The following is a 23,387-nucleotide window of genomic DNA, read 5'->3' as shown; positions in this document are numbered from 1 at the left end:
GAATGGAGCAATGGAGAGCAACCAGCAGCACCTGAGCCAAGAAACCGCCGCCCGCCTGGTGAACTGGGACTTCGCCGCTGCCACAGCTGCCACCCTCGTGGCGCCGGGCCCCAAGATGTCCCGGCGCGAAATCCAGGACGCCGTCGCGGATCTGCGCCGGCAGGCTGACGACGCCGTTTCCCACGTCCACCGGATCACCGGGCTCGACGCCGCGGAGAACCTGCGTGATTCCCAGGTCCTGATCGTGGACCGTGCATCCTGGGCCAAGGCAAACTCCCAGAGCTTCGCCGCCCTGATGAACCCCCTGCTGCAGCATCTGGCAAAAACCCGCCCCGAAGCCGTGAATTCAACCAATACGGCCGTGGCCGGCACCATTACCGGTGCCGAACTGGGCGCCGTCCTGGCGTTCCTGGCCAGCAAGGTCCTGGGACAGTACGACCCGTTCGCGGCGCTCGCCGCTGATAACCCCGCGAAAAAGGCCGGACGCCTGCTGCTGGTGGCCCCCAACATCATCAGCACAGAGCGTGAACTCAACGTGGACCCCTCGGACTTCCGCCTGTGGGTCTGCCTGCACGAGCAGACCCACCGGGTGCAGTTCGCAGCCGCTCCCTGGCTGCGCGACCACATGCTGGAGCAGATCGGCGCGCTCAGCAACGGCCTGATGGACAAGGCCCAGGGCCTGCCGGAACGGATCAGCCAGCTTGCCAAGCAGCTTTCCGCCGCCGCAGGAAAGGACAAGCAGGACACGCCGTCCAACGGTGTTCCGGCCCGGCAGGCCGACGTCCTCTCCCTGCTTCAGGACCCGGAGGACAAAGCCCGGCTCTCCCACCTCACCGCCGTGATGAGCCTGCTCGAAGGCCACGCCAACGTGGTGATGGACGCCGTGGATGCCAGCATCATTCCCAGCGTGAAGACCATCCGCCGGCGTTTCAACGACCGCGGTGCGAACCGGGGCTGGCTGGATAAGTTCTTCCGCCGGATCATGGGGCTGGATGCGAAGATGCGCCAGTACGCGGACGGCTCCAAGTTTGTCCGGGCCGTGGTGGACAAGGTGGGTATGGAAGGTTTCAACCGGGTCTGGGAAGGTGCGGAGAACCTGCCCACCGAGGCGGAGATCCACAACCCTGATCTCTGGATCCAGCGGATGGGTCTGTAAGGCACCAATGAACGATTTTTCTGTGCCCTCCCCTGTGCCCTCCCCCGTGTCCGCAGCACGGTCCCGCCAGCGGCTGAACCCCACGCTCGGAAAGGCCCGCGGCCTGCTCCGCGATGCCCTGCGCGACGCCGGGATCCAGCCCGGCGGAGACTCGCCTCCCGTGCTGCTGGTCGCCTGCAGCGGCGGTCCCGACTCGTTGGCGCTCGCAGAGACGGCCAGCTTTTTCAACCGCCGCGGCGACTACCGGGTAGGTGCCGCCGTCGTTGACCATGGGCTGCAGCCCGGCTCAGCGGCTGTGGCGGAAGCAGCGGCCGCCAAGCTGCGCGGTATGGGGCTGGACCCGGTGACCGTTCACCGGGTGCACGTCCCGGAAACCGGTATGGGTCCCGAAGCGGCCGCCCGGAGCGTACGGTACGAGGCACTGGATGAGGCCGCAGGCACCGCGGGGGCAGCCGCAGTGCTGCTGGGGCACACCCTGGATGACCAGGCGGAGCAGGTACTGCTGGGCCTGGCCCGCGGTTCGGGCACCCGCTCCCTGGCGGGAATGCCGGAACGCCGCGGCCGCTACCTCCGGCCGTTCCTGGGGCTCCGGCGGGCCGAGGTGGATGAAATCTGCGCCGCCCAGGAGCTTGATCCGTGGCATGACCCGACCAACGCGGACCCAGCCTACGCACGGTCCCGGGTCCGCACCACGGTCCTGCCGTTCCTCGAACGCGAACTTGGGCCTGGAATCGCCGAGGCTCTCTACCGCAGTTCCCGGATCCTGTCCCAGGACGCCGACTACCTCGAGCACCAGGCTGCCGAAACCTACACCCGGCTGCGGCAGGAACACGCCGGAGAGGGCACGCCGGATGAGATCCTCCTCTCGGAAGAGTCCCTGCGGGAGCTGCCGCCGTCCCTGCGCCAGCGGGTCCTGGCGCTGGCCGCCGTCGAGCTCGGTGGCGCCCAGCCGAGCTGGGAACGCGTGCGCGCAGTGGAGGCCCTGCTGCGCCGTGAGGGCTCAGCGGGACCGGTCCAGCTGGTGGGAAAGGTCAGTGCCTACCGCCAGGTGCGGGGCAAACCGGTTCCCCAAGGCGCCCCAAGCTATGGCAATCTTGTTTTTAGGAAAAAGAGCAGCGCCTAACTTCAGCTGCAACATCTCGTACCCGGGAGCCATTCGTGGATTCACACGACGTCCAGTCAGACCTCAAGCACGTTCTTTACACCAGGGAACAGATCGCCGATCGGATCAAGGAGCTGGCGGCGGAGATCGACCGCGACTACGCCGGACGCGACGTCCTGCTGGTCGGTGTCCTGAAGGGCGCCGTCATGGTGATGGCGGATCTGTCCCGCGCGCTGCACAGCCACGTGTCGATGGACTGGATGGCCGTGTCCTCCTACGGTTCCGGAACACAGTCCTCCGGCGTCGTCCGCATCCTGAAGGACCTCGAGACGGACCTGCTGGGCAAGCACGTGCTGATTGTCGAGGACATCATCGACTCAGGGCTGACCCTGTCCTGGCTGCGGACCAACCTGGAATCCCGCGGCCCGGCCAGCGTGGAAATCTGCGCCCTGCTGCGCAAGCCCGCTGCCTCGAAGGTGGACATCGACGTCAAATACGTCGGCTATGACATCCCGAACGAATTCGTGGTCGGCTATGGCCTGGACTTCGCCGAGAAGTACCGCAACCTCGACTTCATCGGCACCCTGGCGCCGCACGTCTACGAGTAAGCCGAGTAAAACCAGGCGCGTTCGTGCCCTGCCCGCTGACCCCGGGCGCCGCTGCCGGCAGCGAAACCGGCGGCGCCGAACCGGGGCAGCGGGTTTTTCGTTATCCTCATGAGGCGAATCACGTCCCGGGATACGCCCTGAGGGAACTAAAGCGCCCCGCGGGCCGTGTATTTCTGGGGACGGTGTATAGCTAGAGACTGCTAGCCAACGAATTCCCGCGCACTATAAAGCGTTGTTGATCAGGAGGGACGGGGCATCTGCCCTGACGACGAATGAAATCCAAGAACTTCTTCAAGGGACCGATCATTTGGATCGTGCTGGCGCTGGCCGCACTGCTGATCATCCTTCCCAACCTTTCCAACTCCGGCGCGTCCCAGGTGGACACCAACGTCGGCCTGCAGCTGCTGCGGGACAACAAGGTGGAGCAGGCGAAGATCTATGACGGCGACCAGCGGGTGGACCTGACCCTTCGGGAGCCGTATGAAGACAAGGGCGAAAACGTCCAGTTCTTCTTCGGATCGGCCCGCGGCGAGGACATCGTCGAGGCAGTGAATAATTCCGACGTTGACGGCTTCACCGACCAGCCCGTCCAGACCAACTGGTTCACCAGCTTCCTGGGCCTCTTCCTGCCCATCATCATCCTCGGCGTGATCTTCTGGTTCCTGCTCTCCCGTATGCAGGGCGGCGGCTCCAAGGTGATGCAGTTCGGCAAGTCCAAGGCCAAGCTGACCAACAAGGACATGCCCCAGGTGACGTTCGCCGATGTTGCCGGCGCTGACGAGGCAGTCGAAGAGCTGCACGAAATCAAGGAATTCCTGAAGGAACCGGCAAAGTTCCAGGCCGTCGGTGCCAAGATCCCCAAGGGCGTGCTGCTCTACGGGCCGCCCGGTACCGGCAAGACACTCCTGGCGCGGGCCGTCGCAGGAGAGGCCGGCGTGCCGTTCTACTCCATCTCCGGTTCGGACTTCGTGGAAATGTTCGTCGGCGTGGGCGCATCCCGTGTCCGTGACCTGTTCGAACAGGCAAAGAACAACGCACCGGCCATTATCTTCGTGGACGAGATCGACGCCGTCGGCCGTCACCGCGGCGCCGGCGTGGGCGGCGGCAACGACGAACGCGAGCAGACGCTGAACCAGCTCCTGGTGGAAATGGACGGCTTCGACAGCACCACCAACGTTATTCTCATTGCCGCGACCAACCGTCCGGACGTGCTGGACCCCGCACTGCTGCGTCCCGGCCGTTTCGACCGGCAGATCGGCGTGGAAGCCCCGGATATGCAGGGCCGCCTGCACATCCTGCAGGTCCACGCCAAGGGCAAGCCGATGGCGCCCGGCGTGGATCTGGCGTCCGTGGCCAAGAAGACCCCCGGTTTCACCGGTGCGGACCTGGCCAACGTGCTGAACGAAGCTGCGCTGCTGACCGCGCGGTCGAACGCCCAGCTGATCGACGACCGCGCCCTGGATGAGGCAATCGACCGCGTGATCGCCGGCCCGCAGAAGCGCAGCCGCGTGATGAAGGAGCTTGAGCGCAAGATCACCGCGTACCACGAGGGCGGACACGCCCTGGTTGCCGCGGCCCTGCGCAACACCGATCCGGTCACCAAGGTCACCATCCTGCCGCGCGGCCGTGCCCTGGGCTACACCATGGTGCTGCCGCAGGATGACAAGTACTCGGTTACCCGCAACGAACTCCTTGACCAGCTGGCGTACGCCATGGGCGGCCGGGTCGCGGAGGAAATCGTGTTCCACGATCCGTCCACCGGAGCCTCCAACGACATTGAAAAGGCCACTTCCACGGCCCGCAAGATGGTCACCCAGTACGGCATGAGCGAACGGATAGGTTCCGTGAAGCTCGGCTCCGGCGGCGGGGAGCCGTTCCTGGGCCGGGATATGGGCCAGGAACGGAACTACTCCGACCAGGTGGCCTACGTGGTGGACGAGGAAGTCCGGCGCCTGCTGGACAACGCCCATGACGAGGCCTACCAGATCCTGACCGAGAACCGGGACGTCCTGGACCGGCTGGCGCTGGAACTGCTGGAACGCGAGACCCTGAACCAGGCGGAGATCGCCGAGATCTTCCACGACGTGCGTAAGCGCGACCTCCGTGAAGTCTGGCTCTCCAAGCCCACCCGTCCGGTCCACGACATTCCGCCCGTCGTCTCGCCGCGGGAGCGCCAGGAGGCAGCTGCCGCCGGTGAACCGGACCCGGCCACCGTGGCTCCGCAGGACCAGATCGCCGACGCCGACATCCCCAAGGACTTCGACGTCACCAGTGACGGGCTCCCGGAGCCCGAAAACAGCGGCCAGGGCAGCCACCACGGAGCCCCCCGCCGCAGCGAATAGCGCAGGCCGGACGGGGCGCCCGCCCGGCCCGGGGCCCGGCCGGGCCGCTTCGGCGTCCACGGTAGGATCAAGCAGTGACCGATTTCGACGACGAACTAATCTTGGCCGAGCTGACCGATACGGCTTCTCCGGTCGACCAGCCCCGGATCGAGCGGGCAATACGTGAAATCCTCCTCGCGATCGGGGAGGACCCGGACCGGGACGGCCTGCTGAAGACCCCCGCCCGCGTAGCCAAGTCCTACGCGGAGATCTTCGCCGGGCTGCACCAGAGCCCCTCTGATCTGCTGGCCACCACCTTTGACCTCGACCATGAGGAAATGGTGCTGGTCAAGGACATCCCGTTCTACTCCACCTGTGAACACCATCTGGTCCCCTTCCACGGGTCCGCCCACATCGGGTACATCCCTTCCCACGACGGGAAGGTGACCGGGCTGAGCAAGCTGGCCCGGCTGGTGGATGTCTACGCCCGGCGCCCCCAGGTCCAGGAACGGCTCACCACCCAGATCGTCGATGCACTGATGTCCAACCTGCAGCCGGTGGGTGCCATCGTGGTCATCGAATGTGAACATTTGTGCATGTCCATGCGCGGCGTGCGGAAGCCCGGGGCCAAAACGGTAACCTCGGCCGTGCGCGGCCAGCTGCGCGAGACAGCCACGCGTGCTGAAGCAATGAGCCTGATTCTCGGACGATAGGACGCTACGAATGGATTCCCTCGCCGCCACCCCCGGAACCGGGCCGGCCACCAACCCGCTGCCAGTGATTCGTCCCGGCGTGAAACCGCGCCGGTTCGAGGACCTGCCCACCGGACGCGCGCTGGTCATGGGCATCCTTAACGTCACTCCGGATTCCTTCAGCGACGGCGGCGAACACGCCGCCACGGACGCCGCCATCCGCGCCGGACTCAAGATGCACTACGACGGCGCGGACATCATCGACGTCGGCGGCGAGTCCACGCGGCCCGACGCCGAACGGATTTCCCCCGAGGAAGAGCAGCAGCGGATCCTGCCGGTGGTCCAGGCCCTGGTGAGAGCCGGAGCACTGGTCAGCGTGGACACAATGAACGCCTCGACCGCGGAAAAAGCCATCGAGGCCGGTGCCGGGATCATTAACGACGTCTCCGGCGTGAAACTGGATCCCGGAATGCCGGAACTGATTGCCCGGACCAAGGTGCCCTACATCCTGATGCACAGCCGCGGCAGCGTCCGCAGCCAGGATCCGAAGGCCGAGTACGACGACGTGGTTGAGGACGTTATTTCCGAACTGACGTCGCTGCGGGACCGTTTCTACGAGGCCGGAGTAACTCCGGAGCAGATCATCCTTGACCCGGGACTCGGCTTCGCGAAGAACGCCGAGCATGACTGGGCGCTGCTGCGCAACATCGACCGTCTGACCGTGCTGGGCCACCGCGTCCTTATCGGCGCCTCCCGCAAGCGGTTCCTGGGCTCCCTGCTCACCACTGCCGGCAAGGCGGCGCCGCCGGCGGAGCGGGACAACGCCACCCTGGCCACCTCGGTCCTGGCCGCGAGCCAGGGCGTCTGGGGCGTGCGGGTGCACGACGTCGCTGCCAACGCCGACGCCGTCAAAGTCGTCGCTGCCTGGCAGGGCTAGGGCAGTGACACCTCCAGTCGGCCCGCCAGCCCTCCGGGACCGGATCCGGCTCAGCGGGCTCAGTGCCACCGGCTACCACGGCGTCTTCGACCACGAGAGGCGTGAGGGCCAGCGGTTCGTCGTCGACCTGGTGCTCTACACGGACCTCCGTCCGGCCGCCGCCGCCGACGATCTCACCCTGACAGCCCACTACGGTGAGCTGGCGGAACAGGTTTGCGGAATCATCGAAGGCGATCCGGTGAACCTGATCGAAACCCTCGCTGAGCGCATTGCCGCCCACGTCCTCGGCGCCTTCCCGGTGATTGAGGCCGTGGACGTCACGGTGCACAAGCCGCAGGCGCCCATCACCGTCCCGTTCGGCGACGTCGAGATCCTGATCCACCGGGAGCGGGCATGAGCACCCCGGGAGTGCGCACCATCCTGGCCCTGGGAAGCAATCTCGGCGAGTCCCGCAGCACACTCTCTGACGCCGTCGCGGCCCTGGCCCGCCACCCGCAGATGACCCTTGTGGATGTCTCCCCGGTGGCGCGGACCCGTCCCGTCGGCGGGCCGGAGCAGCCCGACTACCTGAATCTGGTGGCTGCCTTCGACACCACGCTGGACCCGCATGCCCTGCTGGCGCACTGCCACGACGTCGAAAACCAGCACCACCGCAAACGCGAAGTGCGCTGGGGGCCGCGTACGCTCGACGTCGACATCATCACCTACGGCACGGAACACGTTGAGGATCCGGAGCTCACCATCCCGCACCCGCGCGCCGCGCAGCGGGCTTTTGTGCTGCAGCCCTGGGCCTGGATGGATCCGGACGCCGTGCTGGAAGGTGTCCCGGTGGCAGAATTGGCTGCCCGGGCCGCTGACCTGCCCGGGCTTGAACGCTTCGAGGGGGAGTGAATTCCGCGTGAGGACCATCCGGTACCGCTGGCTTGCTGTCACCGCCGTGGTCTTTGGGATCGCCGGCTGGCTGGTGAACGCCTGGGCTACCCGCAACGGCTACCCGGCGCCGGTCCTGAACCTCACAGCCCTCCTCACCCTGGCGTTCATTGTGGGTTTCACCCTTTTCCTTGGCCTCCGGGTCCGCCGCTGGCGGGACGGCAACCGCGAGAAGCAGCTGGATCCGATCGCTGCTGCCCGGACCCTGGTCCTGGCGCAGGCAACCGCCTATGCCGGCGCCCTCCTGCTCGGCTGGCACGGCGGCATCTTCCTGGACCAGGTGGGCCTCTGGGAAATGCGTCCCAACCACGCACCGACCTGGGCCTCGCTTGCCATGTCAGCCGGCGGCATCATCATGATTGCCACCGGCCTGCTCGTGGAACGGTTCTGCAAACTGCCTCCCGAGGATAAGAACAGCGGCGAGAACAACATGCCAGACGACGGAGGAGAATATGCGTAGCCAAGCCATCGATTCACAGGGCGTGGACTGGCAGCGGGTCTCCCCGCGGTACCTGACGCTGCGGGTGCTTTCCCTGGCCGTGGAGGCAGTCATCACCCTGGCAGTGGTTTCAGTGCCGCTGGTGCTCCGCTCCCTCGACATCTGGGGCGGCTTCCCCGCCTGGATCGCCTGGGGGCTTCCCGCACTGTTCCTGGTTATTTTCATCTGGCGCGGAATCCTGCTGCCGCGTCAGGTCCGCGCCATCGGCTATGCCGAACGGAATGAGGACCTGCTGCTGCGCAGCGGTATCTTCTTCCAGCGCACCCTGGTGGTGCCCTACGGGCGGATGCAGTACGTCGACGTCGCCGTCGGCCCGCTGGAGCGCACGTTTGGTCTGTGCACGCTGAAGCTCCACACCGCCGCCCCGGGAACCAACGCCACCATCCCCGGCCTCCCGGCCCCGGAGGGTGAACGCCTGCGTGAACACCTGTCTGCGCGCGGCGAGGCGCAGCTGGCGGGACTGTGACAGCCGCGTCCGGGGACCGGGAAAACCAGGAACTCCCGGAAAACCCGGAACCTGTCCCAGCCGCCGAGCCGGATTGGAAACGGGTTCATCCCGTCTCCCCGCTGGTCCGGGGCTGGATTGCCCTGGCCGCGATCGCGTACTTCGTAGGCCGCGACCGGGTCGAGGCGATGTTCCGGAACGAGGGCGGCGGGCCGCTGCCCGACGGAACGCCCGTGCTCTGGGCAGTGCTTGGACTGCTGGCCGTTCTGCTGGTTGTTGCCGGGATTTTCTTCCTGTCCTGGTGGTTTACCCGCTATCAGGTCACCGCGGACCACGTCCGCGTCCGCTCAGGTATCCTCTTCCGCCAGCACCGGCAGGCCCGCCTGGACCGGGTCCAGGCAATCGACATTGTCCAGCCGCTGCTCGCCCGGCTCTTTGGCCTGGCCGAACTGCGCTTCGAAGTGGCCGACGCCGGAGAATCCGCCGTCCGCCTGGCCTTCCTGCGCCTCGACGACGCCCGGTCGCTGCGTGCCACGATCCTGGACCGCGCCTCCGGAGCCGAACCCGAGGCCGGCACCGGCAACCACGGTGCCGGGCGGGCTCCGGCGTCTGAAGCACCGGAGTATCCGATCCTCGCCCTGGCCCCCGGACGGGTGCTGGGCGCCGCACTGCTCTCCGGCAACACCGTTTTCCTGCTCCTGGGCACAGCCTTTGTGGTGGTCCTTGCCGCCGTCACCCGGGAGGGGATCTCCCTTGCCGTGATCATCCCGGTGCTTCTGGGGGTTGCCGGCGGTTACTGGTCGGCCATCAACAGCGCCTGGAACTTCCGTGCCGCCGTGTCCCGGGACGGGATCCGGGTCCGCTATGGCCTGCTGGACACCCGAACCCAGACCGTACCGCCCGGGCGCATCCAGGCGGTCGCCGTGTCCCAACCGCTGCTGTGGCGGCTCACCGGCTGGTACCGCGTCTCCGTGAACGTGGCCGGCTACGGCACCGGCGCCACCTCCGAGGGCGCTGCCCGCACCCGGCTGCTTCCCGCCGGAACGCTGGAAGAAACCATGCAGATCCTCGCCATCGTCCTGCCGAATCCGGGCTCCGACGATCCCTATGGGCTCTTTGCTGCGGGGATGGCCGGCAGCGGCGAAGCCCACGGCTTTACCAATTCGCCGCGCCGCGCCCGCTGGGTGGCGCCACTGCAGTGGCGCCGCAGCGGATTTGCGGTGACGCAGACCGCGCTGCTGAGCCGGTCCGGTCGCCTCTGGCGGAGCCTCGCCGTCGTCCCGCACGAACGCATCCAGTCCATGGCACTGGAGCAGGGCCCGCTGGCCCGGAAACTGAGGATTGCGGACCTGCGGCTGCACTCCACACCCGGGCCCGTCGCTCCGCGCATCCGCCAGATCGACGCGGCAGCGGCGCTGCAGCTGTTCGACGAGCAGTCCCTGCGGGCCCGCGATGCCCGCCGGCGGGACCGGACCGAGCGCTGGCTGCACCGCGAAACGGCCACCGGCCCGGCGCCTGCGGCCGAGGCATCCGCCGGGCTGCCCGAAAGAGCAGCATCTGCCGAAGCAGCGCCCGCGGAAGCTGCGCCTGAAGAACGGGCGCCCGGAACGGCCTTGCCGTCTGAGGCACCGCCGGGCGGGCCGCCGCATGCCGGCCCTGCCGCCACCCCGACTGAGGAGAACTGGAATGAACACCGCTGATCAGCGCCGGCGGGGCCGGCTCGGAATCGGCATCATCGGTGCCGGCAAAGTGGGCGCCGTCCTGGGCGCCGCACTGCGCGCCGCCGAACACGCCGTCGTCGGCGTCTCTGCCGTGTCAGAGGCCAGCCGGGAACGGGCCGAGAACCTGCTCCCCGGCGTGCCGATCCTGGAAATCCCGGACATTGTGGAGCGTTCGGAACTGGTGCTCCTGGCAGTGCCCGACGACGCCCTGCCGACTCTGGTCTCCGGCCTCGCGGCCACCGGTGCCTGGCAGGCCGGGCAGCTGGTGGCCCACACCTCCGGCCGGTTTGGCACCGAGGTACTGGAACCGGCCCGCCGGGCCGGCGCGATTCCGCTGGCACTGCACCCCGCCATGACGTTCACGGGCATGAGCCTGGACCTGACCCGGCTGGCCGACTGCACCTTCGGCGTCACCGCCCCCACGGCCGTGCTGCCCATTGCCCAGGCACTGGTCGTGGAGATGGGTGCCGAACCCGTTGTCATCGACGAAGCGGACCGGGTGCCCTATCACGCTGCCCTGGCCCACGCCTCGAATCACCTGGTGACCATCGCCGCACAGTCCTCCGAACTGCTGCGCAGCCTGGGTGTGGAACAGCCCGCCCGCCTGCTGGGACCGCTGATGCGCGCTTCGCTGGAGAATGCACTCGCCTCCGGGGAGCATGCCCTGACCGGCCCCGTGGCCCGGGGGGATACCGGCACGGTCCAGGCACACACCCAGGCGCTGAGCGAGGGAGCCTCTCCGGACCTGGCCGCAGCCTACCGGGCGCTCTCCGAGGCAACGGCCCGGCGGGCGGTTGCCCGCGGGCTGCTCAGCGAGGCCCAGGGAGAGGCCATTATTGAAGTATTGAATTCCGAACCCGAAGGACCCCGGTGACCCACCCCCGGTTGGCAGCAACCCCCGCAGAACTCAGCAACGCAATAGCCGAACTCCTTGAGGCGGCCGGCAAGGACCGTCCCACGCTTGGACTCGTCCCCACGATGGGAGCCCTCCACCAGGGCCATGCTGCGCTGGCGCAGGCCGCCCGCGCGGAGAACGACGTCGTGGTGGCCAGTATTTTCGTCAACCCGCTCCAGTTTGACGACCCCGCTGACCTCGCGCGCTATCCCCGTACCCTGGAGGCGGACCTTGACCTGCTCGGGGCGGCGGGCGTGGACGTGGTGTTCGCACCCACTGAGGAAACCATGTATCCCGGCGGCCTTCCGCTGGTCCGGGTCAGTTCCGGCAGCCTGGGGACCCGCTTTGAGGGAGCCTCCCGGCCTAGACATTTCGACGGCGTCCTGACCGTCGTCGCAAAACTGCTGCACTGTGCCCAGCCGGCCGTGCCCGCGGAATACCGGGCCTACTTCGGGCAGAAAGACGCCCAGCAGGTGGCACTGATCCGCCGCATGGTCGCCGACCTCAACTTCCCCGTGCAGATCCGCCCCGTGCCCATCGTCCGGGCAGCGGACGGCCTGGCGGAGTCCAGCCGCAACGTCTTCCTCAGCCCGGAAGACCGCCTGAATGCCCTGGTGCTCTCCGCGGCCCTGCGCCAGCTGCGGGACCGTGCCGAGGCCGGCCGTCCGCTGGACCTCCCCGCCGCCGTCGGACTCATCACGGCGCAGGCCGGTGTGGAACTGGACTACCTGCAGGTTGTGGACCCGCTCACCCTGGACCCTGTTCCGGCCGGCCCGGAAGATACGCTGACCGGTCCTGCACTGGCCCTCGCAGCGGCCCGCGTTGGGGGAATCCGGCTGATCGACAACATGGAACTGCAGGCCTGAATAGGCCTTCCCGGGCAGTACCGTCCAGGACCCGCCGCCCGGCTGGGTAGACTTAAGAACCGTGACCACCTCTAGCCCCGTTCCCGAAGCAGCCGATTCCTCCGAGCAGATGCGCATCCGCGCAGAAAAGCGCGCCAAGCTGCTTGAACGCGGCGAGGAAGCCTACCCCGTAGGCGTGGAGCGCACGCACTCCCTGCGGGAGGTCCGGGAAAAATACGGACACCTGCAGGCCGATGAGGCCTCGGGCGAGACAGTGGGCGTCAGCGGCCGGGTGATCTTCATCCGCAATACGGGCAAGCTGTGCTTCGCCACCCTGCAGGAGGGGAACGGTACCCGCCTGCAGGCCATGCTGTCCCTGGCCTCGGTTGGTGAGGAAGCCCTCGCTGACTGGAAGGCGCTGGTTGACCTGGGGGACCACGTCTTTATCCGCGGCGAAGTGATCTCCTCCCGCCGCGGAGAACTCTCCGTTATGGCCGAATCCTGGTCCATGGCGTCCAAGGCCCTGCGTCCGCTGCCCGTCCTGCACGCCGGCCTGAATGAGGAAACCCGGGTCCGCCAGCGGTACGTGGACCTGATGGTCCGTGACGAAGCACGGGAGATGGTCTACAAGCGGGCATCGATCATCCGCGCAGTCCGCGACACCCTGCACGATCACGGCTACGTCGAAGTCGAAACCCCGATGCTGCAGCTGATCCACGGCGGCGCCGCCGCCCGGCCGTTCGAGACCCACCTGAACGCCTTCGACCAGCCGATGACCCTGCGCATCGCCACCGAGCTGTTCCTCAAGCGCGCGGTCGTCGGCGGGATTGAGCGGGTCTACGAACTTGGCCGCATCTTCCGCAATGAAGGTGTGGACTCCACGCACAGCCCCGAGTTCACCACTCTGGAGTGCTACGAGGCCTACGCCGACCAGTTTGTTATGGCCGAGAGGATCAAGGAGATCATCCTCAACGCGGCCGACGCCGTGGGCACCCGGCAGATCGAAACCGAAGCCGGAACCATTGACCTCGACGGGGAATGGCGCTGGCTGGCGGTCTACCCGGGCCTGTCCGAAGCCGTTGGAACCGAGATCACGCCGGAAACGGACGCTGAAACCCTGCGCCGGATTGCCGCCGAAAAGGGCGTGAAGGTGGACCCGAAGTGGGACGCCGAGAAGCTCGTTGTCGAACTGTTCGGGGAAATCGTCGAGCCGACCCTGCTGCAGCCCACCTTCGTCTACGACTACCCGCCCTCGGCCCAGCCCCTGGCCCGCCCGAACCGCAACGATCCCCGCCTGATCGAGGCCTGGGACCTGATTATCGGCGGAATGGAGCGGGGCACCGCGTTCTCCGAGCTGATCGACCCGGTGATTCAGCGCGAACGGCTGACCGAACAGTCACGCCGCGGTGCTGCGGGAGACGAGGAAGCCATGTCGCTCGATGAGGACTTCCTGCGTGCCCTGGAGTACGGTGCGCCGCCAATGGGCGGCATCGGCCTGGGCATCGACCGACTGGTCATGCTTTTCACGAACGTTGGAATCAGGGAAACAATTCTGTTCCCCCTCCTAAAGCCGGAAATGGGTTAGATCATGGAATATGTGGAAGTTCTGCTGCCTTCCATTTGTGTCGCAGCTCTCTTCTTTTTCGCAATGAAGGCGCTGTTGAACGCTGATCGTTCCGAGCGAAAAGCGCTTGCTGAAGCTGAACTCGAGGCCGACCAGAAGACTAACGATGATCCGGGGACAGTAAACGATGACTCCGGACCGGCCAATAAAGAATAGTTTGAAAATGCCTCCTCTGCTTTGACGCGGCATAACCAATTGCGTCATACTCGAAGTAGTCTCGAATTATCAAACATTCCGCTGCTTTGACTGCATAGGAGCCTGACATGGCGCAAAAGGTAAAAATCATTCTGGTCGACGATCTCGACGGTGGAAGCGCGGATGAAACAGTCCGTTTCGGACTCGATGGGTCACAATACGAGATTGACCTCTCAACTGACAATGCGAAGAACCTCCGCGCAGCTTTGAAGGCCTACGTGGATGCCGGCCGCAAAACCGGCGGACGCACCGGGCGCCCCCGCGGCACCGGCGCCGCGCGCAGCAATGAGGCAGCACAGATTCGGGAATGGGCACGAAACAACGGCTACACCGTTTCCGAGCGTGGCCGTGTCAACAGCGAAATTATCGAGGCTTACCGCGCAGCCCAGGGCTAACAGCCCGCGTGAGGTCACGCCCATGGCGAACACGCCCCTTAAGCGGGGTGTGGAGCCGTAGCATCGAATTACGCGTTAGCTAGGAGTGTGCCTCATGTTTGAAAGATTTACCGACCGTGCCCGTCGCGTTGTCGTGCTTGCCCAAGAAGAGGCACGCATGCTCAACCACAACTACATCGGCACCGAGCACATCCTGCTTGGGCTCATTCATGAGGGCGAGGGTGTTGCCGCCAAGGCCCTCGAGTCCCTGAGCATTTCCCTGGGTGCCGTCCGCGAGCAGGTGCAGGAGATCATCGGCCAGGGCCAGCAGGCCCCGTCCGGACATATCCCCTTCACCCCGCGCGCCAAGAAGGTCCTGGAACTCTCGCTGCGGGAAGCCCTGCAGCTGGGCCACAACTACATCGGCACCGAGCACATCCTGCTGGGCCTCATCCGCGAGGGCGAAGGCGTTGCAGCGCAGGTCCTCGTCAAGCTGGGCGCTGACCTCAACCGGGTCCGCCAGCAGGTCATCCAGCTGCTCTCCGGCTACCAGGGCAAGGAGCCCGTCTCAGCCGGCGGCCAGCAGCAGGAAGGCCAGCCGGCGGGTTCGGTGGTGCTTGACCAGTTCGGCCGCAACCTGACCCAGGCTGCCCGCGAAGGCAAGCTTGACCCGGTCATCGGGCGCGAGCATGAGATGGAACGGGTTATGCAGGTGCTCTCACGGCGCACCAAGAACAACCCGGTCCTGATCGGTGAGCCCGGCGTGGGCAAGACCGCCGTCGTCGAAGGACTCGCCCAGGCGATCGTCCGCGGCGACGTGCCGGAAACCATCAAGGACAAGCAGCTCTACACGCTGGACCTCGGCTCGCTGGTGGCCGGCTCCCGCTACCGCGGTGACTTCGAGGAACGCCTGAAGAAGGTCCTCAAGGAAATCCGCACGCGCGGCGACATCATCCTCTTCATCGACGAGATCCACACCCTCGTGGGTGCCGGTGCCGCCGAAGGCGCCATCGACGCGGCCTCGATCCTGAAGCCGATGCTGGCCCGCGGTGAACTGCAGACCATCGGTGCCACCACGCTGGATGAATACCGCAAGCACATTGAGAAGGATGCAGCGCTTGAGCGCCGCTTCCAGCCGATCCAGGTCAACGAACCATCGGTTGCCCATGCGATCGAAATCCTCAAGGGCCTGCGGGACCGCTACGAAGCCCACCACCGCGTCTCCATCACGGACGCAGCGCTGGCTTCGGCAGCAACGCTTGCGGAGCGCTACATCAGCGACCGCTTCCTGCCGGACAAGGCCATCGACCTGATCGATGAAGCCGGTGCCCGGCTGCGCATCCGCCGCATGACCGCTCCGCCGGAGCTGAAGGAAATCGACGAGCGCATCTCCGCCCTGAAGATGGAGAAGGAATCCGCGATCGACGCGCAGGACTTCGAAGGCGCCGCTTCCCTGCGGGACAAGGAGCAGAAGCTCCAGGACCAGCGCGCAGAGAAGGAACGCCAGTGGAAGTCCGGTGGCCTGGATGACATCGCAGAGGTGGACGAGGAGCTGATCGCAGAAGTACTGGCGAACTCCACCGGCATCCCCGTGGTGAAACTGAACGAAGAAGAATCCACGCGGCTGCTCAAGATGGAAGATGAGCTGCACAAGCGGGTCATCGGCCAGGACGAAGCCATCAAGTCGATTTCGCAGGCCATGCGCCGTACGCGTGCCGGCCTGAAGGACCCGAAGCGCCCGGGCGGTTCGTTCATCTTTGCCGGCCCCACCGGCGTCGGCAAGACCGAGCTCGCCAAGGCACTGGCAGAGTTCCTCTTCGGCGACGAAGACGCACTGATCACCCTGGACATGTCCGAGTACTCGGAGAAGCACACGGTGTCGCGCCTGTTCGGTGCCCCTCCCGGATACGTCGGCTACGAAGAGGGCGGGCAGCTGACCGAGAAGGTCCGCCGCCGTCCGTTCTCCGTGGTTCTGTTCGACGAGGTTGAGAAGGCCCACGCGGACCTGTTCAACTCGCTGCTGCAGATCCTCGAAGACGGCCGCCTGACCGACTCCCAGGGCCGGGTGGTGGACTTCAAGAACACCATCATCATCATGACGACCAACCTTGGCACCAAGGACATCTCCAAGGGCGTTATGACCGGCTTCCAGTCCGGAACCGACACGAAGACCGGCTACGACCGGATGCGTGCCCGGGTCACGGAAGAGCTGCGCCAGCACTTCCGCCCCGAGTTCCTGAACCGTGTGGATGACACCGTGGTGTTCCCGCAGCTCACCCAGGACGAGATTGTCCAGATCGTCGACCTGTTCGCCGATCGCCTGGGCAAGCGCCTTGCGGAGAAGGGCATGAGCATCGAGCTCAGCCCCGCTGCCAAGGTCCTGCTGGCCACCCGCGGCTATGATCCCGCCATGGGTGCCCGCCCGCTGCGCCGCACCATGCAGCGCGAGATCGAGGACCAGCTGTCCGAGAAGATCCTCTTCGGGGACCTGAAGCCCGGCGAAATGGTTTCGGTTGACGTTGAGGGCGAAGGTGACGACGCGAAGTTCACGTTCGTGGGCCACGGTGCCCCCCGCGCCATCGAAGAAGCCCCGTCGGCCATCGAAGCCGGCGTAGGCGACGCCAAGTAGCACCAGGAATCACCAGTAGCACCAGAAATACACAGCAGTCCCAGTCAGAGGGAGCTCCCGGAAAACCGGGGGCTCCCTCTGCGTTCACCCCCGGGCCGGAGGCCCGGTTCGCTGCCGGCGCCCGGGGAAGTCCTAGACTGAACCAATGACGCTTACCGCACAGACAGCCCCGGTCACCGTCCGCCGGGCCCGCACCTCAGATGTGCAGTACATCCGTGAACTGGTGGCCCCGCTTGCCGATGAGCGGGTCCTGATCGCCAAGGAGGCCGTGGCTTACTACGAGGGCCTCCAGGAGTTCCGCATCGCCCAGGACGCCGAGGGCAACGTGATCGGCTGCGGTGCGCTGCATGTTATGTGGGAGGACCTGGCCGAGGTCCGCACGCTGGCGACGCACCGGGACTGGAGGGGCCGCGGCGTCGGTCACCTGCTGTTGGATCAGCTGCTGGCCGACGCGGTGGAAATTGGTGTCTCCCGGGTTTTCTGCCTGACCTTCGAGGTTGATTTCTTTCGACGGCACGGTTTTGAGGTGATGGAAAACCAGGCCGCAGTCGATCCGGAGGTTTATTCCGAACTCCTGCGTTCCCAGGATGAAGGAGTGGCTGAATTCCTGGACCTCGCGCGGGTGAAGCCAAATACGCTTGGCAATACCCGCATGATTCGAACTGTTCGCGGGTAGTGAACGGCGGGATATTGCTGGCTATCGAGTAGCGAATCGGATAGAGTAAGGGTACTTAGCATCCACTAATGCCGACAGCTGGCCGCAGCGGAAATCGAAAAGATGCCTGCTGCGGGAAGCGCGCCGGACGATCAGAAAGCGGGTACCTAATATGGGCGCAGATGACAAGATGCAGAATAAGGGCGAAGAAGTAGGCGGCAAGGTGAAGGAAGGCCTGGGAAAGGTCACCGGAAACGAGCGCATGGAAGCTGAAGGCCAGGGAGACCAGGCCAAGGCCAACGTGAAGCAGGCCGGCGAACACGTCAAAGACGCTTTCAAGGGTAAATAGTTTCGACTAGTCCCTGGCACGGAAAATCCGTGCAGACTCCCGGTCGCTGTTGTCGCTGTTGACCGGGAAACACAGAAGGAAGGGCGGATGCCCTTCCTTCTGTGTGTCCGGGCGCATTTGCAGCCTGTGCAGCGCTGCTGTCGAGGGGTAGGGTTGCCAGAATCAGCGAACGGACCGGCGACGGCGCCTGTCCGGCTTAATCCCGTCCTTGTGGGTAAGAGGAGCGTCAGGCCATGAAGAAACTCATCAATGATCCCCGCGCGGTGGTAGCCGAATCCCTGGAAGGCTTTGGGCAGGCCCACCACGACCTCGTCACGGTTCACACCGATCCGGCCTACGTCCTGCGCCGTGATGCCCCGGTGCAGGGCAAGGTCGCCCTGGTCTCGGGTGGCGGCAGCGGCCACGAACCGCTCCACGCCGGCTACGTGGGCAGAGGCATGCTCGACGCCGCCGTTCCGGGCGCCGTCTTCACCTCGCCCACGCCGGACCAGATCCTGCCCGCTGTCACCGGTTCGGATTCCGGCGCCGGGGTGCTGCTGATCGTGAAGAACTACACGGGCGACATCCTCAACTTCGAAACAGCGGCGGAACTGGCCCAGGCCGAAGATATCCAGGTCCGGACCGTGGTGGTGAACGACGACGTCGCGGTGGAGGACTCCCTGTACACAGCCGGCCGGCGCGGGGTCGGCGGCACCGTGCTGCTGGAGCGGATCGCCGGAGCCGCAGCCGAACGCGGTGATTCCCTTGACTCGGTCGCCGCGGTCGCGGAGCGCGTCAACGCGAACGTGCGCTCCATGGGAGTAGCCCTGAGCGCCTGCACCGTTCCCCATGCCGGGGAACCGAGCTTCGACCTTGCGGAGAATGAAATCGAACTGGGCGTTGGAATCCACGGCGAGCCCGGGCGGCGGCGGATGCCGATGGCGGATGCTGACACGATCACCGACCAGCTGTTGGAACCGGTCCTTGGCGATCTTCAGGCTGCCTCCGGGGACCGGGTGCTGCTGTTCGTGAACGGGATGGGCGGTACGCCCCTGAGCGAGCTGTACATCGTCTACCGCCGCGCCGCCAAAGTCCTGGCGGACCGCGGGATCCACGTGGAACGTTCCCTGGTGGGCAACTACATCACCGCCCTGGAAATGCAGGGAGCATCAGTGACCGTGCTGAAACTTGATGAGGACATGATCGATTTGTGGGACTCGCCGGTGCATACCGCGGCCCTGCGGTGGGGAGTGTAGGAATGGACCTCAACGCCCAGTGGGCCGCAGCCTGGATGCGGGACGCGGCTGCGGCCATGGCCGAAAACCGTCAGCGCCTCATTGACCTGGACCGGGCCATCGGAGATGCCGACCACGGTGAGAACATGGACCGCGGCTTCAGTGCAATTGTGGAGAAACTCGACGCAGACGGCGTCCCGGCCACCCCCTCGGAGGTCTTCAAGCTCGCGGCAATGACACTGATGTCCAAGGTGGGCGGTGCCGCCGGGCCGCTGTACGGCACGGCGTTCCTGCGCGGTTCCACCGCCGTCGCCGGCAAGGAGGGGCTGGGCGCTGAGGACGTTGTCGCCTTCCTGACAGCCGCCCGCGACGGGATTGTCAGCCGGGGGAAGGCTGAACCGGGGGACAAGACCATGGTGGATGCCTTTACCCCCGCGGTCGAAGCAGCGCAGACGGCTGCCTCCGCTGAAGCCAGTGGAGCCGAAACCCTCTCGGCAGCCGCGAACGCTGCCGAGGCGGGCCTGGCCGGTACGGAGCCGCTCATCGCGCGGAAGGGCCGGGCCAGCTATCTCGGGGAGCGCAGCGCGGGCCACCTCGATCCCGGCGCAGCGTCAACAACCCTCATCCTGCAGGCGGCGGCCTCCGCCGCCGGGGAGAAGGCATGAGGGTCGGGCTCGTCATCGTTTCGCACAGTGACAAGCTCGCCGAGGGCCTGTGTGAACTTGCCGGTCAGATGGCCCCCGATGTTGCCCTCATCGCCGCGGGCGGCACCGACGACGGCGGAATCGGAACCAGCCTGGAAAAAATCCAGGCGGGCATCGCCCGGGCGGACGGCGGAGCCGGCGTAGTGCTGCTTGCCGATCTCGGCTCGGCTGTGATGACCGCGGAGATGGCGCTGGAGTTCCTCGAAGAGGATCAGCGCGAAAAGATCCGGCTCGCTGACGCGCCCCTGGTCGAAGGTGCTGTTGCCGCAGCCGTGGCTGCCCAGACCGGACAGGACCTGGCCGCCGTGGTCCGTGACGCGGAGGCGGCAGCCGCATCGATGGCCGGAGCGGCAGCGGAAAGCGGTGCAGCCCCGGCGGATGCCGCGCCCGAACTCGATGACATTGACCAGGACGACACCGGAGTGCTGGAGGCGTCGTGGGAGCTGATCAACCCCATGGGACTGCACGCCAGGCCGGCTGCGGTAGTGGCTCAGGCCATGGCGGACCTGGACGCGGACATTACGATCAACGGCGTCGACGGCAAGTCGGTGATGATGCTGATGACCCTGGGGCTGAAGGCGGGGGACACCCTCACTGTTTCGGCGCACGGACCGGATGCGGAGCGCGCGGTGGAGATGCTGGGTCTGGAAGTCCGGAACGGATTCGGGGAAATCTAAGCAGGCAGCCGCAGGCCGTCCCCGGAAAGCTCGGCCAGGCCGTCACGCACCAGACCGTTCAGCGCCCGTTCGAGCTGCTCCTGCGGCGCTGACAGGGCGTGCAGCGCGGCCAGCGGAGTCGTCACCGTTTCCTGACCGGCGGCCAGGTCCACCGGCCCGGCAAGCAGCAGTTCGCGCAGCACCGGCCCCTCAGCTTCCCGGAGCACCGCCATCATGGCCCCGCGCACCTGGCGGTCGGTTCCGTGCCAGGCCTGGCCCTTGGGCACGTAGTGCGGTTCCGGCCGGCCGGCGCGCACCCAGGCGCAGTCCGCCAGCACCGGGCAGTCCTCACAGCGGGGGTTCCGGGCAGTGCAGACGAGTGCGCCGAGTTCCATCACCGAGGCATTCCAGGCGACCGATCCGGCGTCGTCGTCAGGCAGCAGCGAGACCGCCAGGCGCATCTCCGCCGCCGTCAGGGACTGCGAAGGAAGTGCGTTGCCGGTCACCAGCCGGGCGTGGACCCGGCGGATGTTCGTATCCACCACCGTTTCGCGCTGCCCGAGGGCGAAGGCCGCGACGGCCGCCGCGGTGTAGTCCCCAACCCCGGGCAGGGCGAGCAGAGCCGCATGGGTATCCGGAACCAGGCCGCCGTGCTCAGTGACTATGACTGTGGCTGCCGCATGCAGGCGCAGCGCCCGCCGGGGATAACCCAGCCGGCCCCAGGCGCGGACGGCCTCGCCGCTGGGTTCTGCCGCCAGGGCAGCGGGCTCCGGCCACCGCTGCATCCATTCCTGCCAGACCGGCAGGACCCGGACAACCGGAGTCTGCTGCAGCATGACCTCGCTGACCAGGACGCCCCACGGACTGCAGTCCGGTTCGCGCCACGGCAGCGGGCGGGCGTTCCGGGTGAACCAGGAAGTGATCCGGCTGTGCAGCTGCGAAAGATGCTCTGCCTGCTCCGGTTCCATGCGCGTCCCTCCGTGTTGACCAGCAATACTCTACTGACCGGCGTGGGGTCCGCCGTAATCCCGGCCTGCCTCCCTAGCCTTAAACCATGGCGGCAAAAGGATCCAGCAGAACCCAGCCCAGCAAAGCGGTGTACCGCCGGCGCCGGCTGGTCCTGCTGCTTGCGGTTGTCCTTATGCTCGGCGTCCTGATCTGGGGAGGTTCCGCCCTGGCGGGGGCCCTGAGCAGTGACAACGACGCCTCGGCCTCGGAGGCGTTCCTCACCGCGCCGGATTCCTCCTCGCCGCCCAGCCCGCAGAGCAGTGCGCCGGGCAGTGCCGGCGCATCGGACCCGGCTGCATCCGGCAAGTCCGAGGAGCCCGATACCAAGTGCCCGGCTGCGTCGGTGAAGGTGGCAGCATCCACCGATGCGCCCGCCTATCCGGCCGGGAGTAATCCGCTGCTGACCCTCTCGGTGACCAATACCGGCACGGCACCGTGTGAAATCAATGTCGGCACCAACCAGATGGAATTCATCGTCACCAGCGGCTCAGACCGGATCTTCTCCTCCGCGGACTGCCAGGACGGCGGAGCCGACCTGATGAAGGAATTTGCTGCCGGCGCCACCGAGAAGGCCAACTTCACCTGGGAGCGGCTGCGTTCAGCGCCGGGGTGCGGGGCCGTTGCCAGCAACCCGAATCCGGGCTGGTACGTCTTCACTGCCCGCCTGGGCGAGGTCACCAGCGAGAAGGCCGTTTTTCAGCTGGACTGACCCGCTGCACGGGCGCCCAGCTGTGTAAACCAGCTACATAAAGCGGTCGAGCAGGCTCGTTTCGGCAATCCGGGACAAGCCCTCGCGGACCGTGCGGGCACGCTGCTCGCCGATTCCGTCCACCTGCATCAGGTCTTCGATGTTCGCTGCCATCAGGTTCTGCAGGCCGCCAAAATGGTCCACCAGCCGGTTCGACACCGCCGGGGGGACGCTCTTGATGTTGCTCAGCAGACGGTAGCCGCGCGGCTGCACCACCGCTTCCAGTGACTCCTGGCCGGGCTGGAAACCGACCACGGTGGCGATCTTGCCCAGGTCCACCATGTCGGAGGAGCTGAGGTTCTGCAGGGTCGCCATCCGTTCTTCAATGTCATCCAGGCTGCTGCTGGCGTCCGCGTAGTCCCGGATGATCATTTCACTGCCCGGGCCCAGGCCGGTGGTAAGTTCCTCCAGCTGCAGGGACAGCAGGCGGCCGTCGACGCCGAGCTCCAGGACGTACTGGGAGATTTCCTCGGAGATGCGGCGCACCATTTCCTGGCGCTGGAGCGTGACGGCGACGTCACGCATGGTGACCATTGCTTCGATCTCCAAGGCGGACAGGGAGTTGGTGACCTGGTCCAGCCGGGCCCGGTAGCGCTCCAGCGTGGCCAGTGCCTGGTTGGCACGGCCTGCCACGGGCTCGGATCCTTCCAGGACGTGGCGGAGCCCGCCGACGTAGAGCTGAATGATCTGCATGGACTGGCTGACGGAAATGACGGGGAAGCCCGTCTGGATGGCTACGCGCTCCGCGGTGCGGTGCCGGGTTCCGGACTCGTGTGTCTCAATGGTGTGATCCGGCACCAGCTGGACGGCGGCACGGAGGATGTTGGCGCCGTCCTTGTCGCAGACGATGGCACCGTCCATTTTGGCGAGTTCACGCAGCCGGGTGGAGGAAAATTCGATGCCAATGTCGAACCCGCCGGAGCAGATGGAATCCACTGTGCGGTCGAAGCCCAAGACGATCAGGGCGCCGGTGCGGCCGCGCAGGATCCTCTCGAGCCCGTCGCGCAGGGCGGTTCCGGGGGCGACCCTGGCCAGCGTGGCCTTCAGCGCATCCTCGGGGGTGCGAGCCATTGTCACTTC

The 23,387-nt window shown here is 66.3% G+C and carries 25 protein-coding genes; 23 read left to right on the top strand and 2 right to left on the bottom strand.

What is annotated here, in order from left to right:
• Positions 1–10 precede the first annotated feature (10 nt).
• From H9638_RS00730 to dhaM, 22 genes are all read left to right on the top strand, one after another.
• Positions 11–1,156 carry a zinc-dependent metalloprotease gene (locus tag H9638_RS00730; protein ID WP_191745282.1) on the top strand — a complete coding sequence of 382 codons (1,146 nt, stop codon included), beginning with the start codon at positions 11–13 and terminating at the stop codon, positions 1,154–1,156.
• Between the two features lie 7 nt (positions 1,157–1,163).
• Entirely contained in the window at positions 1,164–2,279 is a 1,116-nt protein-coding gene (tilS, locus tag H9638_RS00725; RefSeq protein WP_191745281.1) for a tRNA lysidine(34) synthetase TilS, read from the top strand.
• A 35-nt stretch (positions 2,280–2,314) separates the two neighbouring features.
• Positions 2,315–2,866 (top strand): hypoxanthine phosphoribosyltransferase, encoded by a 552-nt coding sequence (gene hpt, locus H9638_RS00720; RefSeq protein ID WP_066300669.1) that lies wholly within the window; start codon positions 2,315–2,317, stop codon positions 2,864–2,866.
• Positions 2,867–3,138: 272 nt separating this feature from the next.
• Positions 3,139–5,208, top strand: coding sequence for an ATP-dependent zinc metalloprotease FtsH (gene ftsH / locus H9638_RS00715; RefSeq protein ID WP_191745280.1), 2,070 nt, complete (start codon positions 3,139–3,141; stop codon positions 5,206–5,208).
• A 74-nt stretch (positions 5,209–5,282) separates the two neighbouring features.
• Positions 5,283–5,900, top strand: coding sequence for a GTP cyclohydrolase I FolE (folE, locus tag H9638_RS00710; RefSeq protein ID WP_191745279.1), 618 nt, complete (start codon positions 5,283–5,285; stop codon positions 5,898–5,900).
• Positions 5,901–5,910: 10 nt separating this feature from the next.
• Positions 5,911–6,816, top strand: a complete 906-nt coding sequence (gene folP, locus H9638_RS00705) for a dihydropteroate synthase (protein WP_191745278.1) — start codon at positions 5,911–5,913, stop codon at positions 6,814–6,816.
• Between the two features lie 4 nt (positions 6,817–6,820).
• Positions 6,821–7,213 (top strand): dihydroneopterin aldolase, encoded by a 393-nt coding sequence (folB, locus tag H9638_RS00700; RefSeq protein WP_191745277.1) that lies wholly within the window; start codon positions 6,821–6,823, stop codon positions 7,211–7,213.
• Positions 7,210–7,707: a 2-amino-4-hydroxy-6-hydroxymethyldihydropteridine diphosphokinase gene (folK, locus tag H9638_RS00695; protein WP_191745276.1), complete on the top strand. Its 498-nt coding sequence runs from the start codon at positions 7,210–7,212 to the stop codon at positions 7,705–7,707. The genes folB and folK overlap by 4 nt, the downstream gene beginning before the upstream one ends.
• 7 nt (positions 7,708–7,714) lie before the next feature.
• A complete protein-coding gene (locus H9638_RS00690; protein WP_191745275.1) occupies positions 7,715–8,206 on the top strand; it encodes a DUF3180 domain-containing protein in 492 nt (163 codons plus the stop codon).
• Positions 8,199–8,711 (top strand): PH domain-containing protein, encoded by a 513-nt coding sequence (locus H9638_RS00685; protein WP_191745274.1) that lies wholly within the window; start codon positions 8,199–8,201, stop codon positions 8,709–8,711. The genes H9638_RS00690 and H9638_RS00685 overlap by 8 nt, the downstream gene beginning before the upstream one ends.
• Positions 8,708–10,390, top strand: a complete 1,683-nt coding sequence (locus H9638_RS00680) for a PH domain-containing protein (protein WP_191745273.1) — start codon at positions 8,708–8,710, stop codon at positions 10,388–10,390. Before H9638_RS00685 ends, H9638_RS00680 begins: the two co-directional genes overlap by 4 nt.
• Positions 10,377–11,285: a Rossmann-like and DUF2520 domain-containing protein gene (locus H9638_RS00675; RefSeq protein ID WP_191745272.1), complete on the top strand. Its 909-nt coding sequence runs from the start codon at positions 10,377–10,379 to the stop codon at positions 11,283–11,285. Before H9638_RS00680 ends, H9638_RS00675 begins: the two co-directional genes overlap by 14 nt.
• Positions 11,282–12,172, top strand: coding sequence for a pantoate--beta-alanine ligase (gene panC / locus H9638_RS00670; protein WP_404799615.1), 891 nt, complete (start codon positions 11,282–11,284; stop codon positions 12,170–12,172). Before H9638_RS00675 ends, panC begins: the two co-directional genes overlap by 4 nt.
• Before the next feature lie 109 nt (positions 12,173–12,281).
• Positions 12,282–13,736 (top strand): lysine--tRNA ligase, encoded by a 1,455-nt coding sequence (gene lysS / locus H9638_RS00665; RefSeq protein WP_191745762.1) that lies wholly within the window; start codon positions 12,282–12,284, stop codon positions 13,734–13,736.
• Between the two features lie 3 nt (positions 13,737–13,739).
• Positions 13,740–13,931, top strand: coding sequence for a hypothetical protein (locus H9638_RS00660; RefSeq protein ID WP_191745270.1), 192 nt, complete (start codon positions 13,740–13,742; stop codon positions 13,929–13,931).
• 107 nt (positions 13,932–14,038) lie between these two features.
• Entirely contained in the window at positions 14,039–14,365 is a 327-nt protein-coding gene (locus tag H9638_RS00655; protein WP_191745269.1) for a histone-like nucleoid-structuring protein Lsr2, read from the top strand.
• A gap of 94 nt (positions 14,366–14,459) precedes the next feature.
• Positions 14,460–16,973, top strand: coding sequence for an ATP-dependent Clp protease ATP-binding subunit (locus tag H9638_RS00650; protein ID WP_191745268.1), 2,514 nt, complete (start codon positions 14,460–14,462; stop codon positions 16,971–16,973).
• 145 nt (positions 16,974–17,118) lie between these two features.
• The gene (locus H9638_RS00645) at positions 17,119–17,649 is read left to right on the top strand and encodes an amino-acid N-acetyltransferase (protein ID WP_191745267.1); all 531 of its coding nucleotides are present in this window, start codon (positions 17,119–17,121) and stop codon (positions 17,647–17,649) included.
• 151 nt (positions 17,650–17,800) lie between these two features.
• Complete coding sequence (locus H9638_RS00640) at positions 17,801–17,977, top strand: CsbD family protein (protein ID WP_191745266.1); 177 nt, start codon at positions 17,801–17,803, stop codon at positions 17,975–17,977.
• 233 nt (positions 17,978–18,210) lie between these two features.
• Positions 18,211–19,212, top strand: a complete 1,002-nt coding sequence (gene dhaK, locus H9638_RS00635; protein WP_191745265.1) for a dihydroxyacetone kinase subunit DhaK — start codon at positions 18,211–18,213, stop codon at positions 19,210–19,212.
• 2 nt (positions 19,213–19,214) lie between these two features.
• On the top strand, positions 19,215–19,856 hold the full coding sequence (gene dhaL, locus H9638_RS00630) for a dihydroxyacetone kinase subunit DhaL (protein WP_191745264.1): 642 nt from the start codon (positions 19,215–19,217) through the stop codon (positions 19,854–19,856).
• Positions 19,853–20,572: a dihydroxyacetone kinase phosphoryl donor subunit DhaM gene (dhaM, locus tag H9638_RS00625; RefSeq protein WP_191745263.1), complete on the top strand. Its 720-nt coding sequence runs from the start codon at positions 19,853–19,855 to the stop codon at positions 20,570–20,572. Before dhaL ends, dhaM begins: the two co-directional genes overlap by 4 nt.
• Here the strand turns inward: dhaM and H9638_RS00620 are convergent.
• Positions 20,569–21,519 (bottom strand): A/G-specific adenine glycosylase, encoded by a 951-nt coding sequence (locus H9638_RS00620; RefSeq protein WP_191745262.1) that lies wholly within the window; start codon positions 21,517–21,519, stop codon positions 20,569–20,571. The genes dhaM and H9638_RS00620 overlap by 4 nt on opposite strands.
• 86 nt (positions 21,520–21,605) lie before the next feature.
• On the opposite strand from H9638_RS00620, the gene H9638_RS00615 reads away from it, so the two are divergent.
• Positions 21,606–22,268 (top strand): hypothetical protein, encoded by a 663-nt coding sequence (locus tag H9638_RS00615; protein WP_191745261.1) that lies wholly within the window; start codon positions 21,606–21,608, stop codon positions 22,266–22,268.
• Between the two features lie 33 nt (positions 22,269–22,301).
• On the opposite strand, the gene disA is transcribed toward H9638_RS00615, so the two are convergent.
• Positions 22,302–23,378 carry a DNA integrity scanning diadenylate cyclase DisA gene (gene disA / locus H9638_RS00610; RefSeq protein WP_191745260.1) on the bottom strand — a complete coding sequence of 359 codons (1,077 nt, stop codon included), beginning with the start codon at positions 23,376–23,378 and terminating at the stop codon, positions 22,302–22,304.
• Positions 23,379–23,387 lie beyond the last annotated feature (9 nt).

Origin of the sequence: Arthrobacter pullicola, from assembly GCF_014836875.1 — a bacterium.
In the GTDB taxonomy this organism is placed as follows: domain Bacteria; phylum Actinomycetota; class Actinomycetes; order Actinomycetales; family Micrococcaceae; genus Arthrobacter_B; species Arthrobacter_B pullicola.
This window is presented reverse-complemented; position numbering and strand designations above follow the sequence as displayed.